14 protein-coding genes are annotated in these 16,461 nt (G+C 36.1%); 1 reads left to right on the top strand and 13 read right to left on the bottom strand.

What is annotated here, in order from left to right; translation table 11 throughout:
- Positions 1-299: 299 nt before the first annotated feature.
- The 13 genes from NSS74_RS01560 to NSS74_RS01500 form a co-directional block, all read right to left on the bottom strand.
- Entirely contained in the window at positions 300-1,328 is a 1,029-nt protein-coding gene (locus tag NSS74_RS01560) for a glyceraldehyde-3-phosphate dehydrogenase (protein ID WP_340813141.1), read from the bottom strand.
- A gap of 109 nt (positions 1,329-1,437) precedes the next feature.
- On the bottom strand, positions 1,438-2,040 hold the full coding sequence (coaE, locus tag NSS74_RS01555) for a dephospho-CoA kinase (RefSeq protein WP_012261804.1): 603 nt from the start codon (positions 2,038-2,040) through the stop codon (positions 1,438-1,440).
- 53 nt (positions 2,041-2,093) lie between these two features.
- Positions 2,094-2,726, bottom strand: coding sequence for a sporulation membrane protein YtaF (gene ytaF / locus NSS74_RS01550; RefSeq protein WP_002129352.1), 633 nt, complete (start codon positions 2,724-2,726; stop codon positions 2,094-2,096).
- Between the two features lie 72 nt (positions 2,727-2,798).
- Positions 2,799-3,629 carry a DNA-formamidopyrimidine glycosylase gene (gene mutM, locus NSS74_RS01545; protein ID WP_012261805.1) on the bottom strand — a complete coding sequence of 277 codons (831 nt, stop codon included), beginning with the start codon at positions 3,627-3,629 and terminating at the stop codon, positions 2,799-2,801.
- Between the two features lie 12 nt (positions 3,630-3,641).
- Complete coding sequence (gene polA, locus NSS74_RS01540) at positions 3,642-6,275, bottom strand: DNA polymerase I (protein WP_159147148.1); 2,634 nt, start codon at positions 6,273-6,275, stop codon at positions 3,642-3,644.
- Between the two features lie 284 nt (positions 6,276-6,559).
- A complete protein-coding gene (phoR, locus tag NSS74_RS01535; protein WP_002167588.1) occupies positions 6,560-8,323 on the bottom strand; it encodes a sensory box histidine kinase PhoR in 1,764 nt (587 codons plus the stop codon).
- Positions 8,316-9,035: a two-component system response regulator PhoP gene (phoP, locus tag NSS74_RS01530; protein ID WP_002015484.1), complete on the bottom strand. Its 720-nt coding sequence runs from the start codon at positions 9,033-9,035 to the stop codon at positions 8,316-8,318. Before phoP ends, phoR begins: the two co-directional genes overlap by 8 nt.
- A 164-nt stretch (positions 9,036-9,199) precedes the next feature.
- Positions 9,200-9,436: a hypothetical protein gene (locus NSS74_RS01525; RefSeq protein ID WP_159147150.1), complete on the bottom strand. Its 237-nt coding sequence runs from the start codon at positions 9,434-9,436 to the stop codon at positions 9,200-9,202.
- Between the two features lie 95 nt (positions 9,437-9,531).
- Positions 9,532-10,005, bottom strand: coding sequence for a MaoC/PaaZ C-terminal domain-containing protein (locus NSS74_RS01520; RefSeq protein WP_002015489.1), 474 nt, complete (start codon positions 10,003-10,005; stop codon positions 9,532-9,534).
- A gap of 216 nt (positions 10,006-10,221) precedes the next feature.
- Positions 10,222-11,160, bottom strand: a complete 939-nt coding sequence (gene mdh, locus NSS74_RS01515) for a malate dehydrogenase (protein ID WP_002034284.1) — start codon at positions 11,158-11,160, stop codon at positions 10,222-10,224.
- A gap of 19 nt (positions 11,161-11,179) precedes the next feature.
- Positions 11,180-12,472 carry an NADP-dependent isocitrate dehydrogenase gene (gene icd, locus NSS74_RS01510; RefSeq protein ID WP_002088934.1) on the bottom strand — a complete coding sequence of 431 codons (1,293 nt, stop codon included), beginning with the start codon at positions 12,470-12,472 and terminating at the stop codon, positions 11,180-11,182.
- Between the two features lie 160 nt (positions 12,473-12,632).
- Positions 12,633-13,781, bottom strand: coding sequence for a citrate synthase (citZ, locus tag NSS74_RS01505; RefSeq protein WP_002015492.1), 1,149 nt, complete (start codon positions 13,779-13,781; stop codon positions 12,633-12,635).
- 386 nt (positions 13,782-14,167) lie between these two features.
- Positions 14,168-14,629 (bottom strand): DUF441 domain-containing protein, encoded by a 462-nt coding sequence (locus tag NSS74_RS01500; RefSeq protein WP_000625507.1) that lies wholly within the window; start codon positions 14,627-14,629, stop codon positions 14,168-14,170.
- A gap of 420 nt (positions 14,630-15,049) precedes the next feature.
- Here NSS74_RS01500 and ytvI point away from each other — a divergent pair, with 420 nt between their 5' ends.
- Entirely contained in the window at positions 15,050-16,168 is a 1,119-nt protein-coding gene (ytvI, locus tag NSS74_RS01495) for a sporulation integral membrane protein YtvI (protein WP_002143350.1), read from the top strand.
- Positions 16,169-16,461: the final 293 nt, after the last annotated feature.

The raw sequence follows: 16,461 nt of genomic DNA, 5'->3' as shown, positions 1-16,461 counted from the left end.
ACGGGGGAAAGTTAGTCCAGAGAGGTCCTAACCCTTTAAGTAGTGACTACGTACCTCAGCTCTTAAGTTTACGAGTGTTAGTATACTTTGTTTATTTTCATTTTGCAACAACAGTTTTTTCGATTTTCTGTCATATTTTCCTCTTTACTTTTCCCTAAAAAAAATTAATGATTCACGAATACAGTAATCCCAACGTTTCGTGGTATGTCCACTATTTAAAAATATACTTATATAATTTTTTTCCTTTTCAGAAAAAAATAAAAAAGAGGGCAAATTTTCACTTGCCCTCTCTCGTTCACTTAAATATGTTGCACATTTTTTTGTTTCGCTAATTCATCAACAACTAACGTTACAAGATCTACAACACGACGAGAGTAGCCCCACTCGTTATCATACCAAGCAAGTACTTTCACTTTACGATCACCCATTACCATTGTAGACAAACCATCAATAATAGCTGAGTGTGTATTTGTATTAAAATCGATAGACACTAAAGGCTCTTCGCAGAATTCTACAATTCCTTTTAATGCACCGTTTGCAACAGTTTTGAACGCTTCATTAATATCTTCAACTGTTACATCACGTTTTACGTCTACTACTAAATCAACAAGAGACACGTTTGGTGTTGGTACACGAAGGGCCATACCATGAAGTTTTCCGTTTAAGTGTGGAAGAACTTTTGCTAGCGCTTTTGCAGCACCCGTCGTTGTTGGAATGATAGACTGTCCGCAAGCACGCGCTCTTCTTAAATCTTTATGTGGGTTATCAATATTTTTTTGGTCATTTGTATAAGCATGAACAGTTGTCATTAAACCGTTTTCAATTCCGAACTGCTCATCTAACACCTTTACAACAGGCGCTAAACAGTTTGTTGTACAAGATGCATTTGAAATAACAGTATGCTTTGTAATATCTAATTGGTCTTCGTTCACACCAACTACGATTGTTACATCTTCATTTTTACCAGGTGCTGTTAAAATAACTTTTTTCGCTCCAGCTTCAACATGAAGAATTGCTTTTTCTTTCGAGTTAAATTTACCAGTTGCTTCAATTACAACTTCAACACCTAGATCTTTCCAAGGCAACTCCTTTGGATCGCGGTTGTTTAAAAGGCGAATCATTTTCCCATCAACTAGTAAGTGATCTTCAAATGCTTCCACTGTTCCGTCAAACTTTCCATGAACTGTATCATATTTAATTAAATGCGCTAACGTTTCTGATGGATAGCTTGCATTTATTGCTACAATTTTGAATGCGCTTTCTTTTATTACTTGACGAAATACCATTCTCCCGATACGTCCAAATCCATTAATTGCCACACGAGTCATAATATGTTATCCCCCTTGAATGCGTTATACTATTTATCTCCAATCCCAATAATAGTATAACACAAAAAGGAGATATGTCACTAAGCATTTTCATTAATTTCACAATTTTTTAATCAATAATGTTCCATTCTTTCAAAATAGAGGCTAATTGTGTTTTCGTTCCAATAATTGTGCCATCATTATAAATTACTTCATCTGCCTTCTTTACTTTTTCTTCTAATGGCATTTGAGATTGAATACGAGCCGTTGCTTCTTCTTCTGAAAAGTTATTTCGTTTCATTAAACGTTCCAATTGCGTATTCGGTGTGACTGCTACAACTAAAACACGATCAACGAGATTTGTTAATTTACTTTCAAACAAAAGAGGGATATCTAACACAACCGCTTGCATATCTTCTTTTATGTACATCTCCTTTTGTGCATTCATTTCTTCACGCACTGCAGGATGAACAATTTCGTTTAACTGCAATCGTTTTTCTTCATTATAAAAAACAACACTCCCAAGCTTCGGTCGATCAAGCTCTCCATCTTTTTGTAACACTTCCGTTCCGAACACCTCTACAATTTTGTTATATGCCGGTTTTCCTCGTTCTACAACTTCTCGCGCAATAATATCTGCATCAATAACCGGTATACTCATTTCACGAAACATTTCTGATACCGTACTTTTTCCGCTTGCAATGCCTCCTGTTAATCCAATTACTACTGTCATAATAATCCTCCTCACAATATTAAAGGCGCGAAACTAATGTTCCACGCCCATACTTACATTTTCCAAATTCCAATAATAATGAGTAATACCCCAGGCAGGAATGTAAATTTTTGTAACCATTTCATATTTGATAAAATCGTACCGAGCTTCATTCCAATAAATAAAAATAAAGAACTCATAACCGCGACTAATACCGCCATCATCGCGGGTGCATAACCTAATAAAGATGCACCAATTCCAGCACCAAACGAATCTATAGAAAGAGCGATACCGAGAAGTAACGCTTCTCCTGCAGAGATAGTTCCTGATTTATCAAAATCCGCAACTGTCGGCTTCCGCAAAATTTGAATCACTAGCCCGAGTGAAGCAATTTCTAATTTCCAAACCTTCTCCTCTTGCTTCGGTTCTTCTTTTTTATCACTTCGAAAAAATTGATATAATACCCAAATACCTATTCCAATAAGAACAAATCCGCCGATACGCGTTGCGATAACAGGTGAAAATATTTTCGCGATCATATGTCCAATTCCCATGGAAACGAGCATTACAGCTGCTGAACAGATCCCGATAATTATAATTGATCTTAGTGGAATTCTTACGCTCCTTAACCCGTATGTTAGCCCTACACTACAGCTATCTAAGCTTAATGTAAAAGCTAATAAAATAAGAGATAAATAAAGGTACATCGGTAAGCTCCTCCCTTATACATAGCCCTGCTGTATGTATATGACAAATGCCTATCCGATGTTATCTCTTTTCTATATTCTCGGCTGACAAATCGGGCAGTAATGCGTTCCTCTTCCGCCAACAACTGTTTTCTCTAATATCGTACCGCAAGTAACACACGGTTCTCCTTTTTTCCCATATACATTTAGAAGTTCTTGGAACGAACCAATTTGTCCTTGTGAATTAATATACGTTCTAATTGTACTTCCGCCTCGCTTAACAGCTTCGCCCAGCGTTGTAACAATCGCCTCGTAAATTCTTTCTACTTCTTCTTTTGTTAAAGATGCAGCTTCTCGTTCTGGGTGAATTTGAGAACGGAATAACACTTCATCTACATATATATTTCCAAGCCCTACTAAAAGACGCTGATCTAATAATACGACTTTTATTTTACGATTTGTTTTTTGCAATCTTTCTTGTAAATACTGCGGTGTCAATTCAGCATCAAATGGCTCCGGGCCTAAGTCAGCAAGGGGCATTTGATTCAACTCTTCACCTTTCTTAAAGAGATGCATCGTACCAAACTTTCTCACATCTTTATAATGTAATTCAGTTCCATCTGTAAATAAGAAACGGACGTGCGTATGTTTATCAATCGGCTCATCCTCTTGATGAAGTAAAAACTTACCTTCCATGCGCAAATGTGAAACAATTACATAGTTCGTTACATACAAAAGCAAAAACTTACCTCTTCGCTTTATATTTTCAATTGTCTCGCCTCTTAGCATTTCTTTAAAAATTTCTGCATCATCCGGTCGTTTTACTATTTGGGGATAAGTAATAACGACATCTTCAATCGTTTTTCCTGTTACAAGATTTTCAAGCGTCCGTCTAACGTTTTCAACCTCTGGTAATTCCGGCATTTCATCACGTCCTTATTTCGCATCGTACCAAGTTGGACCGTAAGAATAATCAACTTTCAATGGAACGGCTAGTTCAATTGCATGCTCCATTACTTCAGGTACAAGCTTCTCTAATTTTTCAATTTCTTCTTTTGGTGCTTCAAATATCAATTCATCGTGTACTTGCAGAAGAAGACGTGCTTGTAATCCTTCTTCTTCTAGACGATCTGCCATAATAATCATCGCTTTTTTAATAATATCAGCCGCACTACCTTGAATTGGTGTATTCATAGCTGTACGCTCAGCAAAGCTACGTAAATTGAAATTACGACTCGTAATTTCCGGAATATAACGGCGACGATTTAATAATGTAACCACATATCCTTTTTGTTTCGCATCTTTTACGATTTCATCCATGTATTCTTGTACACCAGGGAAACTTTCTAAATACTTTTCAATAAATTCCGCTGCTGCTTTTCTTGTAATTCCTAAGTTTTGCGAAAGACCATAATCACTAATACCATACACAATTCCGAAGTTAACAGCTTTTGCTTGTCGTCTCATGTTAGATGTTACTTCATCTTTCCCAACACCAAATACATCCATAGCTGTTTTCGTATGAATATCCATGTCATGTTGGAACGCTTCAACTAACCCTGGATCATTTGCAATGTGAGCAAGCACACGAAGTTCGATTTGTGAATAATCAGCCGCGTACATGATCCATCCTTCTTCTGATGGAACGAATGCCTGACGAATCTTTCTTCCTTCTTCTAAGCGAATCGGGATATTTTGTAAGTTCGGATCTGTTGAACTTAATCGACCTGTTTGCGTTAACACTTGATTAAAACGAGTATGGATTTTAGATGAATCTTCATGTACAACTTTCAATAAACCTTCAATGTAAGTTGAATTTAGCTTTCCTAATTGACGGTAATGTAAAATATTTGGAATAATTTCATGACGATCCATAAGTTTATCTAACACATCCGCCGACGTAGAATAACCTGTTTTCGTCTTTTTAATAACTGGTAAGTTTAAATTCTCAAACAGAATAACCCCAAGTTGCTTCGGTGAATTAATATTAAATTCTGTTCCCGCAAGCTTATAAATTTCCTGTTCCATTTCCTTTAATCTACCTGCAAGTTCTTCTCCCATATTACGAAGACGCTCCGTATCAACTTTTACACCTTTCACTTCCATATCAGCTAATACACGTGCAAGTGGTAATTCTAATTCCGTAAATAATTCATATTGCTCGTTCTTTTTTAATTCTTCTAAGAACGTTTGCTTTACATCATATAATACATGCACTTTACGAGCTACATGCTCCGCTACTACCTCTAGCCCCGGAACAGCACGCTTCGCACCTTTCCCGTAAACTTCTTCGTCAGATTTTACGGCATGCGTTTCTTTCATTTTCGCTACAGTACGGAAATCTTTATCTGTATCGGCTGGATCAAGTAAGTAAGCGGCAATTAATAAATCAAAGTCAATCCCTTGAATATCTACACCTTTCCACTTGAGAGCAACGATAGCACGCTTCGCATCAAATGTATGTTTTCTCATTTCTCCATTTGCAAGCCACTCTTTAAAAGCATCCGATTTAAGAGCAACATCGGCCGGAATGAAGTAACAACCATTTTCATTTTGAATACCAAAACCTTGAATATCGGCTTTATGATAATTATCTTCTTGCACTTCAACAATAAGCGCACTATCTTGCTGAAGCATTTCTTCTGCAACTTCTTCTACAATATCAAATGTAATATCATCTAATTCAGCTGGAGCCGTTTCCTCCGGCGTAACACCTAACTTATTTAAAAGGGATGTAAATCCTAAATTCTCGAACATTGGAATCAAATCGCTTGGTTCATACCCTTTATATTCCATATCATCTACATGCACAGTAATCGGTGCATCTGTAATAATAGTCGCAAGTTCTTTACTCATAAGAGCTTGTTCTTTATTCGCTTCTAACTTTTCTTTTAATTTCTTTCCACTCACTTGATCTAAGTTTTCATATACTGCTTCTACCGTTTCAAATTGCGTTAATAATTTAATTGCTGTCTTCTCACCAACACCTGGTACACCTGGAATGTTATCCGATTGGTCTCCCATTAAACCTTTCATATCGATAATTTGCTTTGGTGATAAGCTATATTTCTCAAATAAAGCTTCTTTCGTATATTCATCTACTTCCGTAATACCTTTGCGAGGAATACATACGAGTGTATTATCTGAAACAAGTTGCAGTAAATCTTTATCTCCTGAAATAACTTTAACATGAAACCCTTGCTCACTCGCTTCTTTCGCTAACGTTCCCATAATGTCATCCGCTTCATAATTTTCCAGCTCATAACGCGGTACATTGAATGCATCAAGCACCTCACGAATAAACGGGAATTGCTCTGATAACTCAGGTGGAGTCTTTTGACGCCCTCCCTTGTAATCACTATACGTTTTATGACGGAATGTTGTTTTCCCCGCATCAAACGCCACAAGCATATGCGTCGGTTTTTCTTCCTCTAGTATCCTCATTAACATCATTGTAAAACCATAAATTGCGTTCGTATGTATACCTTTGTCGTTATTTAAAAGCGGTAGTGCAAAGAAAGCACGATACGCGATATTATTACCATCTACTAATACGACTTTTTTTTCCAAACTACAAACCTCCCCATACATATTTGAAACGATTTTTTCCACAGAAAAAAACCGTTCCTGTCCTCTCTCTATATTAACATGACTAATAGAGAGAAGAAAAATAACGGTTTTTTTCTATCATATATAAACAGACTTACATTGACATAAAGGGAAGTGACGAGAATAGCATAACTACTCTCGTCCAAAATTACTCCTTGGATGAAGGGGTTTTCATATATTATATTAACAGAGCTTTATTAATATTTAATTAAGCCATTGTTAATATATTGTAAATATCCTTCATCCTATTTTTCAGTAGCTGATTTTGGTAAAACAACTGTAAATGTTGTTCCTTCCCCAACCTCACTATCCACTGTAATCGTACCTTGATGCGCTTCAACTAAATGTTTTACAATTGATAAACCAAGACCCGTTCCACCCGTATTTCTACTTCTTGCTTTATCCACTCGGTAAAAGCGTTCAAAAATACGTGGGATTTCCTCTTTACTAATACCAATTCCAGTATCAGATACTTTTATATAAGCATTATATTTATCTTCTGCCAATTCAACAGAAACAACGCCTCCAGCCGGTGTATATACAATCGCGTTATTAATTAAATTAATAAAGATTTGTTTCAAGCGGCCTGGATCTCCAATAACGGAAACTCGTTTCAATGCATTCACTTGTAAAGAGATTTCTTTTTCTCCCGCTTTATTATCAAGCACCATATGAATATCTTCAAGAAGTTCCTTCATATCAACGGTCCCCATATTTAGTTTAAACCCTTGTTGCTCGATCTTTGACAAGTCTAATAAATCTTCAATTAATCCTTGCATGCGTTCACTTTCTTTTAAAATAATATGTAAGAAATGTTCGCAGAATTTTTTATTATCCATAGCCCCATCCAAGAGCGTTTCTGAAAAACCTTTAATAGAAGTAATTGGCGTCTTTAGTTCATGAGAAACATTCGCTAAAAAGTCTTTTCTCATTTGTTCTAATTTCTTTAACTCTGTTATGTCATGGAACACAAGAACAATACCTTTCCATTCATGGTTCGTCCCGATAATCGGCGCTCCATATACTTCAAAATGCTTTCGCTCAATTCCAAGCGGCAATAACATTTGTTTACGCACTTTCACTTCTGTCATAAAGATTTCTTCCACAAGCTCAATAATTTCTGTATGGTGAAATGATTCATAATATAAGCGATCTAAATATTCTTCATCTGTTACGTGGAAAGTTTCCTTATAAGAACGGTTTACAAGGTTTATATAACCGCGGCTATCAATTAAAATCATTCCACTTCCCATATTTTCAATTAACGTATGCAGACGATCCTGTTGCATTTCCTGCTCAAGAGTCATCTCTTGTAAATTACGAGCTAAAATATTAATCGCTTTACTCAGCATCCCTGTTTCATCCGAATGACTTTCATAAGCGCGTGCTTTATAATTTCCCTTCGCTAATTCAATGGCAACTTTCGTAACCGATTCAATCGGCCTAATATATTGCCCCGTAATTTTCATACCTAAAAATACGACTACGAGACAAGCGATAACAAATCCTATAATTAATAATCCCCACGTTTTTTGATGTACGTCTTTCAATGGCTCAATTGTACTTTTCACCAAAATATATCCTTGTTTTCCTGCTAGATCTTGAACGAACACCGCATGATAAAATTCATTCTTTTGATCTGTTTCTTGCGTAATCACTTTACTTCGTTGTTTTGCTGCTTCAGAAGAAAGTTCTTTAATCATCTCTTGATTAAATGCAGATGGTTGCCCTCCGCTATATTGAACTTTCTTTTTTTCATCAACAAATATAATAGAAGCTGGTATTTTTTCTTCTAACTTTTCAAATACATAAGGCTTTTTTAAAACAGCATCAAACCCTTGCTCTTCTGCTAATACCGCAACATACTGTGTCTCTTTTATCATTCTCTCTTTAGCATGATCTATATAGTAGTTTTCAAATACAGTTTCTAATAATACACCTAGTCCAACTAAAATAAAAACGATAAGAGAAACAAATGTAAAAAGAAGCCTGGAACGAAACTTATTCATCCACTTTTGGCTCCTCTAATTTATAACCTAAACCACGTATCGTTTTAATGTACGTCGGTTTTTTCGTATTTTGTTCAATTTTATCGCGCAAATGGCTAATATGGACATCAACAATTCTTGTATCACCGGCAAAATCATAATTCCATACAGCACTTAATAATTGGTCACGAGTTAATACACGACTTTTATTTTTCGCAAGATAAACAAGTAACTCAAATTCTTTCGGTGTTAATTCCAGTTTCCTTCCTTGGAAGTACGCTTCATAAAACTCCGGTAAAATTTTAAGCTCTGCAATTTTGATGCTCTCTTCATCTGGCGATTCTGAAACTTGTTCTTCCTGCTGTAATTTCGTACGGCGCAAAATCGCCTTCACACGAGCAACAACTTCCCTTGGACTAAATGGCTTCGTCATATAATCATCAGCCCCAAGCTCAAGACCTAGCACCTTATCAAATTCATCATCTTTTGCTGTTAACATTAAAATCGGCGTCATAATACGCTGCAATCGTAATTCTTTACAAACTTCCATACCATCCATTTTTGGAAGCATTAAATCTAATATAATTAAATCTGGGCGTTCTGTAGTCGCTTTTTGAAGCGCCATTTCTCCATCCATTGCTGTAATAACTTCAAACCCAGCTTGTTGTAAATTAAATTCAATTAAAGTTAAGATAAATTCCTCATCATCAACTACTAAAATACGATTGTTCATTCTTTTCCTCCAAGTTATAGACTTGAAACCTTCTTCATCCTAGTATTTTCCCCGTTATTCTCATCATACTAGAAAATAAGGTCTCCCTCAATATAATTGTCTATTCATGGAGCTCGTTTGTACTAGAGTTTCGGAAAATAAAAGCAATCGTAACTTCATTCCCTCTATCCGGTCGCTATCCAAACTTTATAGATGAATCTATCTTTTTTAAACTCTTTTTCCGTATGAACTATAAACTCTCGATTTTGCGCTAGGAAAAACGAAAGAGCATACGCTATTTTATAATCTGGTGTTTCATATCCATCAAATACTTTCCCGTACATTTCATTCGCGATTGAATCGGCCCATACTTCAGCTTCTCTTATCGTTTCAAAAACAATGTCTTCCCTCTCCCATTTCACAGTTATATCACCCTTTCCAAACAAAAAGTAGCGCTAGCATACCCTTAATAAGAATATGACTAACGCTACTTTTATATCATTCTAACTTTCATTTTTTAAAAATTATCTAATGCTTTTTCCATAATGGAAACAGATTTAAAAGGTGGTGTTACTGTTAATGAACCTTTTACAACAGTTTCTCCTTTTTCATCATGAGCAAATACAAGCATATCAATTGTATGTTCCTCCTCTGAAACAGCCACAACTTCAAAGTGGATTTGTAACGTTTCATAATGGTGAACATGTTTCACGAACGTAAGGTCCTTCCTAGTAATATGACTACCTGGACCTGGTAAATATTTCGTAACCGCCGTTGTAATCAGTCCCGTTAGCATAATGCTTGGGACAATCGGCTTTTCATACGGAGTTTGGGATGCGTAATCATGCTGAATATATAATGGATTGGCATCATTCGTTAACCCTAAGTACAATAACAAATCTTTATCCTCAATTTTTTCAGTGATAGATAATTTCTCTCCTACTGTAATTTCATCCATTCTACGACCAATTTGAACTTTTTTCTTTAACATGTTACAACCCCCTCCGATTTTTTCACCTTATTATCCTACTAAAAGCGATACCTTATCCGAAATTTACTGTGATGAGGGCAATGTATAGTATAAGTCTATAGTTTCATTATAGGATACACCAAATGATAGCGTTTTCATATTATTTCAAAAAAACATTTCAATATATAGTAGAAAAAGATTCGGGGCCCCGAATCTTTTTCCACTTATATTTAATTATTAAACAAGAACTTTCATAACGTTACGTACAGATTCTACAGAGCGATCTAACGCTTCTTTCTCATCTGCAAGAAGTTCTAATTCAATAATTTTTTCAATTCCGTTACCACCTAGAATTACTGGTACCCCTAAGTAAAGGTCACTATAACCATATTCACCTTCAAGGTACGCAATAGCTGGTAATACACGGCGTTGATCTTTCAAGATCGCTTCTGTCATTTCAACTAAAGAAGCTGCTGGTGCGTAATATGCACTACCGTTTCCTAATAAGCCTACAATCTCACCGCCACCTTTACGTGTACGTTCTACGATTGCTTCTAAACGCTCTTTTGGAATTAATGTTTCTAACGGAATGCCACCTGCATAGGAATAGCGTACAAGAGGTACCATATCGTCACCATGTCCACCAAGAACAAATCCTGTAATGTCTTTCACAGAAAGGTTTAACTCTTGTGAAATAAATGTACGGAAACGAGCTGTATCTAATACGCCCGATTGACCGATAACACGCTCTTTCGGGAATCCTGCTTCTTTAAATACAGAATATGTCATTGCATCAACTGGATTTGTTAATACAAGAATAATCGCATTTGGTGAATGTTTTGCAATGTCGCGCGTAATACTTTTCATAATTTTAGAGTTTGTTGCTACTAAGTCATCACGGCTCATACCAGGCTTACGCGCAATACCTGCTGTAATAACGACAACGTCAGAATCAGCAGTATCTGCGTAATCAGATGTACCAATAATGTTAGCATCAAAACCTTGTACTGGGCTCGCTTCTAACATATCTAACGCTTTCCCTTTTGTTGGATTTTCCAGCTGTGGAATGTCCACTAATACAACATCTGCAAGTTCTTTTTGTGCTAATAAGAATGCTGTTGTTGCTCCTGTAAATCCTGCACCGATGACTGAAACTTTCTTGCGTTTGATTGTCATAATTTACCCCCCGCTTTAATTATGCGTTTTTGATTATCGCTACATCCATGTTTTTAATAAGTTCATTAGCGAACTCAGAACATTTCACTTCTGTTGCACCTTCCATTAAGCGTGCGAAATCATAAGTTACTACTTTTGATTCAATTGTTTTCTCAACTGAATCAGTTACTAAATTCGCAGCTTCGTTCCATCCTAAGTGCTCTAATAATAATACACCTGAAAGAAGAACTGAAGATGGGTTTACTTTATCTAAACCTGCATATTTTGGAGCTGTACCATGTGTAGCTTCAAAGATAGCATGTCCAGTCACATAGTTAATGTTTGCACCAGGTGCAATACCAATTCCACCTACTTGTGCAGCAAGTGCATCAGAGATGTAGTCTCCGTTTAAGTTCATTGTTGCAACAACATCAAACTCACGTGGACGAGTTAAAATTTGTTGTAAGAAGATGTCTGCAATAGAATCTTTTACGATGATTTTCCCAGCCACTTCTGCGTCTGCCATCGCTTTATTCGCTGCATCTTTTCCATCTTTTTCAACAATGCGATCATATTCAGCCCAAGTAAATACTTTGTCGCCAAATTCTTGTTCCGCTACTTCGTAACCCCAGTTTTTGAAAGCACCTTCTGTAAATTTCATAATGTTTCCTTTATGAACTAATGTAACAGAAGAGCGTTTTTCGTTAATTGCATATTGAATTGCAGCGCGAACAAGACGCTTTGTCCCTTCCTCTGAAATTGGTTTAATACCAATCCCTGATGTTTCTGGGAAGCGGATTTTATTAACACCCATTGCTTCTTTTAAGAAAGCAAGAACTTTTTCTGCTTCTGGAGAACCTTGTGCATATTCAATTCCAGCGTAAATGTCTTCTGTATTTTCACGGAAAATAACCATATCAGTATCTTCCGGACGTTTTACAGGTGAAGGAACACCTTCAAAGTAACGAACTGGACGTAGACATACATATAAATCTAATTCTTGACGAAGCGCAACGTTTAGAGAACGAATACCACCACCAACTGGAGTTGTAAGTGGACCTTTAATTGCGATTAAATATTCACGAATTAAATTTAAAGTCTCTTCTGGTAACCACTCGCCTGTTTGGTTGAATGCTTTTTCCCCTGCAAGCACTTCTTTCCAAACGATTTTCTTCTCACCATCATAAGCTTTTTCAACTGCTGCTTCTATTACGCGAGATGCTGCAGCCCAAATATCAGGACCAATTCCATCTCCTTCGATAAATGGAATAATCGGATTGTTTGGTACATTCATAACACCATTAGTTACAGTAATTTTTTCACCTGTCGTCAATGTGATAACCCCCATGTTTGAAATTTCATATGTATGAAACTGAGGGAATAACCCCTCAGTTCAAACCGTTATTCAAATTTAAATATTCTAATCATTATATCTTCCCAAAAAAATCAGACTTTTGAAAGCGTATTTTCACTATCAAAATAGTGTTTTTCGCTTATCGTTGCGCTAGCGGAACGTACACTTGATGTGTCGGTCCATCATAATCAGCACGCGGACGGATTAAACGGTTGTTTTCATATTGTTCTAGAATATGAGCTAACCAGCCTGACATACGGCTAATTGCAAAGATAGGTGTAAATAAGTCATGGTCAATTCCTAAACAATGGTATACAGAAGCTGAATAGAAATCAACATTTGGTGGAAGACCTTTTTCTTTTGTTACAATGTCTTCAATTTTGATAGACATATTATACCATTTGTCTTCTCCTAAAAGCACGCATAATCTCTTAGACATTTCGCGTAAGTGTTTCGCGCGTGGATCACCATGCTCATATACGCGATGACCAAATCCCATAATTTTCACTTTATTTTGAAGAGCATTATGAATATATGATTCTACATTTTCTTCTTCGCCAATTTCAGTTAACATCTTCATTACATTTTCATTTGCCCCGCCGTGAAGAGGACCTTTTAATGCACCGATTGCTGCTGTAATACCAGAATACACATCTGAAAGTGTAGCTACGCAAACACGTGCAGTAAATGTAGAAGCGTTTAACTCATGATCGGCATGAAGTACAAGTGCCTTATCAAAAGCCTCAATTTCAACTTCATTTGGCTCACGATCATTTAACATGTACAAGAAGTTTGCAGCTAATGATAGATCTTTTCTTGGCTCAACAACATCTAACCCTTTACGAATTCTTGCATAAGCCGCAATTAAAGTTCCGACTTGAGCCTGTAATTTAACCGCTTTCAAATAATTAGACTTTCCATCCATTATTTCAGCGCTCTCATCATATAATGATAGCATGGAAATCGCAGTTCGTAAAACCGACATCGGGTGCGCGATTTTTAAATCTACTTGTTTCAAATATGTTAAAATCTCACCTGGTACTTTATAGTATTCAGATACTGTTCCACTAAATTCCGCTAGTTCTTTTTCATTAGGAAGCTTGCGGTGCCATAATAAGTACACTACTTCTTCGAACGTAGCATTCTCAGCTAAATCATCAATATTATACCCAACATAAGTTAATGTATCATCAATAATAGAGCTCACAGATGATGTTGTTGCTACTACCCCTTCTAAACCTCGAATAACAGTCATGACATTCTCTCCTTTTCCTGAAAATTCTCCCAACCTTGCTCCTTATATCTATTTGCTCCCCTTATAAATTATGAACGCTCGTTCACTCTTTAGGCAAGCAAAATGCACGTTCATGCAAATTTATTGCGATGTTCCCCTCTTATTGTCCATTACTTACATGGAAAGCATGAGCGTGAATGTCTCCCCGAATCCTCACGCTCAGAACAACAAGTTAGTGAGGAAAATAAATTCCGAAGAGTTTATGATAAAAACAACATAAAACAATATCATTATAAAATTGTTTTATGTTGTTTTTATTTTATCTGGTGTAAAGTCTCTGCTGTTATGTAACTTTTCAAAGTTTCTAATCCTATTATAAACAATTATCTGACTTTTGTGAACAGAAAGAATTCAAAAATTTTATATTACTATAAAATTCCTTATTTAAACATCTGTATAATACTCATAACCGCATAGGCAATTCCAGCCCCAATTAATGGACCTACAGCGACTCCATTAAATAAAGCTACAGCTATAATTGTCCCAAAAACAAGTGCGGTTGTAATATGTGGGTCCGTCGTCAATAATTGTACGCCGCCTTTCGCTAACAAAGCGACCGCCACACCTGAGGCTAAAGCAATCCATGCATAATACGATTTCGCTGCTTCTCCGAGTTGTTTAAAGCCTATTTCCCCTGTCGCAATCGGTACGAGCACTGCTATTGTAATGACTGTTACACCAAGGTTAATCCCTTTCGTTTGTAGATAAGGAAAGACTTTATCTCCTAAAAACGTAAATTTCAATAAGAATAACACTCCAATAGCTACAGTAAGCGATTGGTTTTTAGCAATAAGTCCTATAATAAGTAGTATGAATAAAAATAACGTTGACTGACTAATCATGTTTGCACTTCCTTTCTGAAAATAATGAACTCGCTTCCAAACAAAAATACCTTTAAACCTATCGTTATACATGCTATATCGATGTATATGCAACAATAACCACTTCATTTTTTTCATATTTTAAAATGACAAACTGAAACTCTAACCATCAAAAATTTAAGCATGTATACATTTTTAAAAACGGTCGTCTCTCCTTTCTTTTCTATTAAGAAACAGGTAAAATAAAAAGAAGAGAAAATGAAGTTTTTACCATATAGTAGAAGCATCAACACCAAGCTTTTCCGGTCACTCATATATTGAAAAAGCAGGAAAAATCCATCATTCCACTATAACATAAAGTGAAACTTTGATCAGTGAATCTCACTAGTTATAAGTTGAACGAATTAGGATAATCCAAATTGGAATGGGAGGTATACATCTTTGAACCGAAACTTACTATATATGATATTACGACTCATGTTTGTCATTGTAGCAACGGTAGTTGGGTTCTATGCATTGCTGTACATGTCAGGCCTTATCTACCCTTTTATTATCGCTTTTGCATTCGCTTATTTGATTAATCCTGTCGTCAATTTCCTTAATCAAAAACTACAATTCCCTCGCGCATTAGCGGTACTCGTTAGCTTAATTCTCGTATTCGGAGCTATCGTTGGACTTGTTACATACCTTGTAACTGAAGCAATATCTGCCACAACGTACTTACTACAAATTGTTACAGTTAAGTTTCCAGATATCGTTGCATTCGCCCAACAATTTGCACTTAATCATATTATGCCTCTCTATGATGATTTAATCTCTAAATTTAATCATCTCGGAGAACCACAGCGATACACTATTACACAAAACATTCAAAACTTAGGCACCGAAGCAACGACACAAATGAAAGAACTTTTAACCGCCATTATAAGTGGGTTAACAAATTTCATTAGTGCATTACCAACAACTTTAACTGTCCTTGTCTTCGTCTTATTAGCCACCTTCTTCATTAGTTACGATTGGCACCGTCTTGCTCATAAAGTAAGAAAACTTCTACCTAATCGTTTGCATGGATACGGAAAAACTATTTTTGTCGATTTAAGAAAAGCTTTGTTTGGTTTTGTTAAAGCGCAACTTACACTCGTATCTATGACAACTATCATTGTACTAATCGGCCTTTTAATATTACGCGTGCCATACGCAATTACTATCGCGATTATTACAGGGGTTGTCGATTTACTCCCGTATTTAGGAACTGGAGCCGTCTTCGTTCCTTGGGTTATATACGTATTTTTCACAGGCGATACTGCATTCGCCATCGGTCTTCTCATCCTATACATCGTCGTGATTGTCCAAAGACAAATCATGGAGCCAAAAGTACTTTCATCTAATATTGGACTAGATCCATTAGCGACACTCATCGCTCTATTTGTCGGCTTTAAGCTCTTTGGTTTTTTAGGATTAATCATCGGTCCAGTCATATTAGTACTACTTAATACATTACACAAAGCTCATGTATTCCACGACTTATGGAAATTCATTAAGGGTTCACCATCAAAATAATATTTCCTAATTCATACACAATAAAAAATCAACTGTAATCAGTGGGAAATTCCCACTGATTATTCACTGTACTTTTTTGTACTACCTACATCTACAAGAGAATTTCCTAAAAAAGGATAATCCTCTTATTTTTTTGCATAAAAACGCATATTTTAGGACAAAAATTCATTTTTATTCTATATACTTTATAATTATTACTTACATTTATTACTTTTTATGTAAATGAATAAATATACAAAACAAGGCAGATGAACCCTTTAATCAGTAATTTTTCTTCTCCTGTCTAACTTCTG

Source organism: Bacillus sp. FSL E2-8868 (genome assembly GCF_038005505.1).
Classification (GTDB): domain Bacteria; phylum Bacillota; class Bacilli; order Bacillales; family Bacillaceae_G; genus Bacillus_A; species Bacillus_A mycoides.
This window is presented reverse-complemented; position numbering and strand designations above follow the sequence as displayed.

Bases quoted from the DNA above. Each gene is read 5' to 3' on its own strand.
- NSS74_RS01560 (WP_340813141.1), bottom strand. From the start codon at position 1,328: ATGACTCGTGTGGCAATTAATGGATTTGGACGTATCGGGAGAATGGTA.
- coaE (WP_012261804.1), bottom strand. From the start codon at position 2,040: ATGACAGTAGTAATTGGATTAACAGGAGGCATTGCAAGCGGAAAAAGT.
- ytaF (WP_002129352.1), bottom strand. From the start codon at position 2,726: ATGTACCTTTATTTATCTCTTATTTTATTAGCTTTTACATTAAGCTTA.
- mutM (WP_012261805.1), bottom strand. From the start codon at position 3,629: ATGCCGGAATTACCAGAGGTTGAAAACGTTAGACGGACGCTTGAAAAT.
- phoR (WP_002167588.1), bottom strand. From the start codon at position 8,323: ATGAATAAGTTTCGTTCCAGGCTTCTTTTTACATTTGTTTCTCTTATC.
- phoP (WP_002015484.1), bottom strand. From the start codon at position 9,035: ATGAACAATCGTATTTTAGTAGTTGATGATGAGGAATTTATCTTAACT.
- NSS74_RS01520 (WP_002015489.1), bottom strand. From the start codon at position 10,005: ATGTTAAAGAAAAAAGTTCAAATTGGTCGTAGAATGGATGAAATTACA.
- mdh (WP_002034284.1), bottom strand. From the start codon at position 11,160: ATGACAATCAAACGCAAGAAAGTTTCAGTCATCGGTGCAGGATTTACA.
- NSS74_RS01500 (WP_000625507.1), bottom strand. From the start codon at position 14,629: ATGATTAGTCAGTCAACGTTATTTTTATTCATACTACTTATTATAGGA.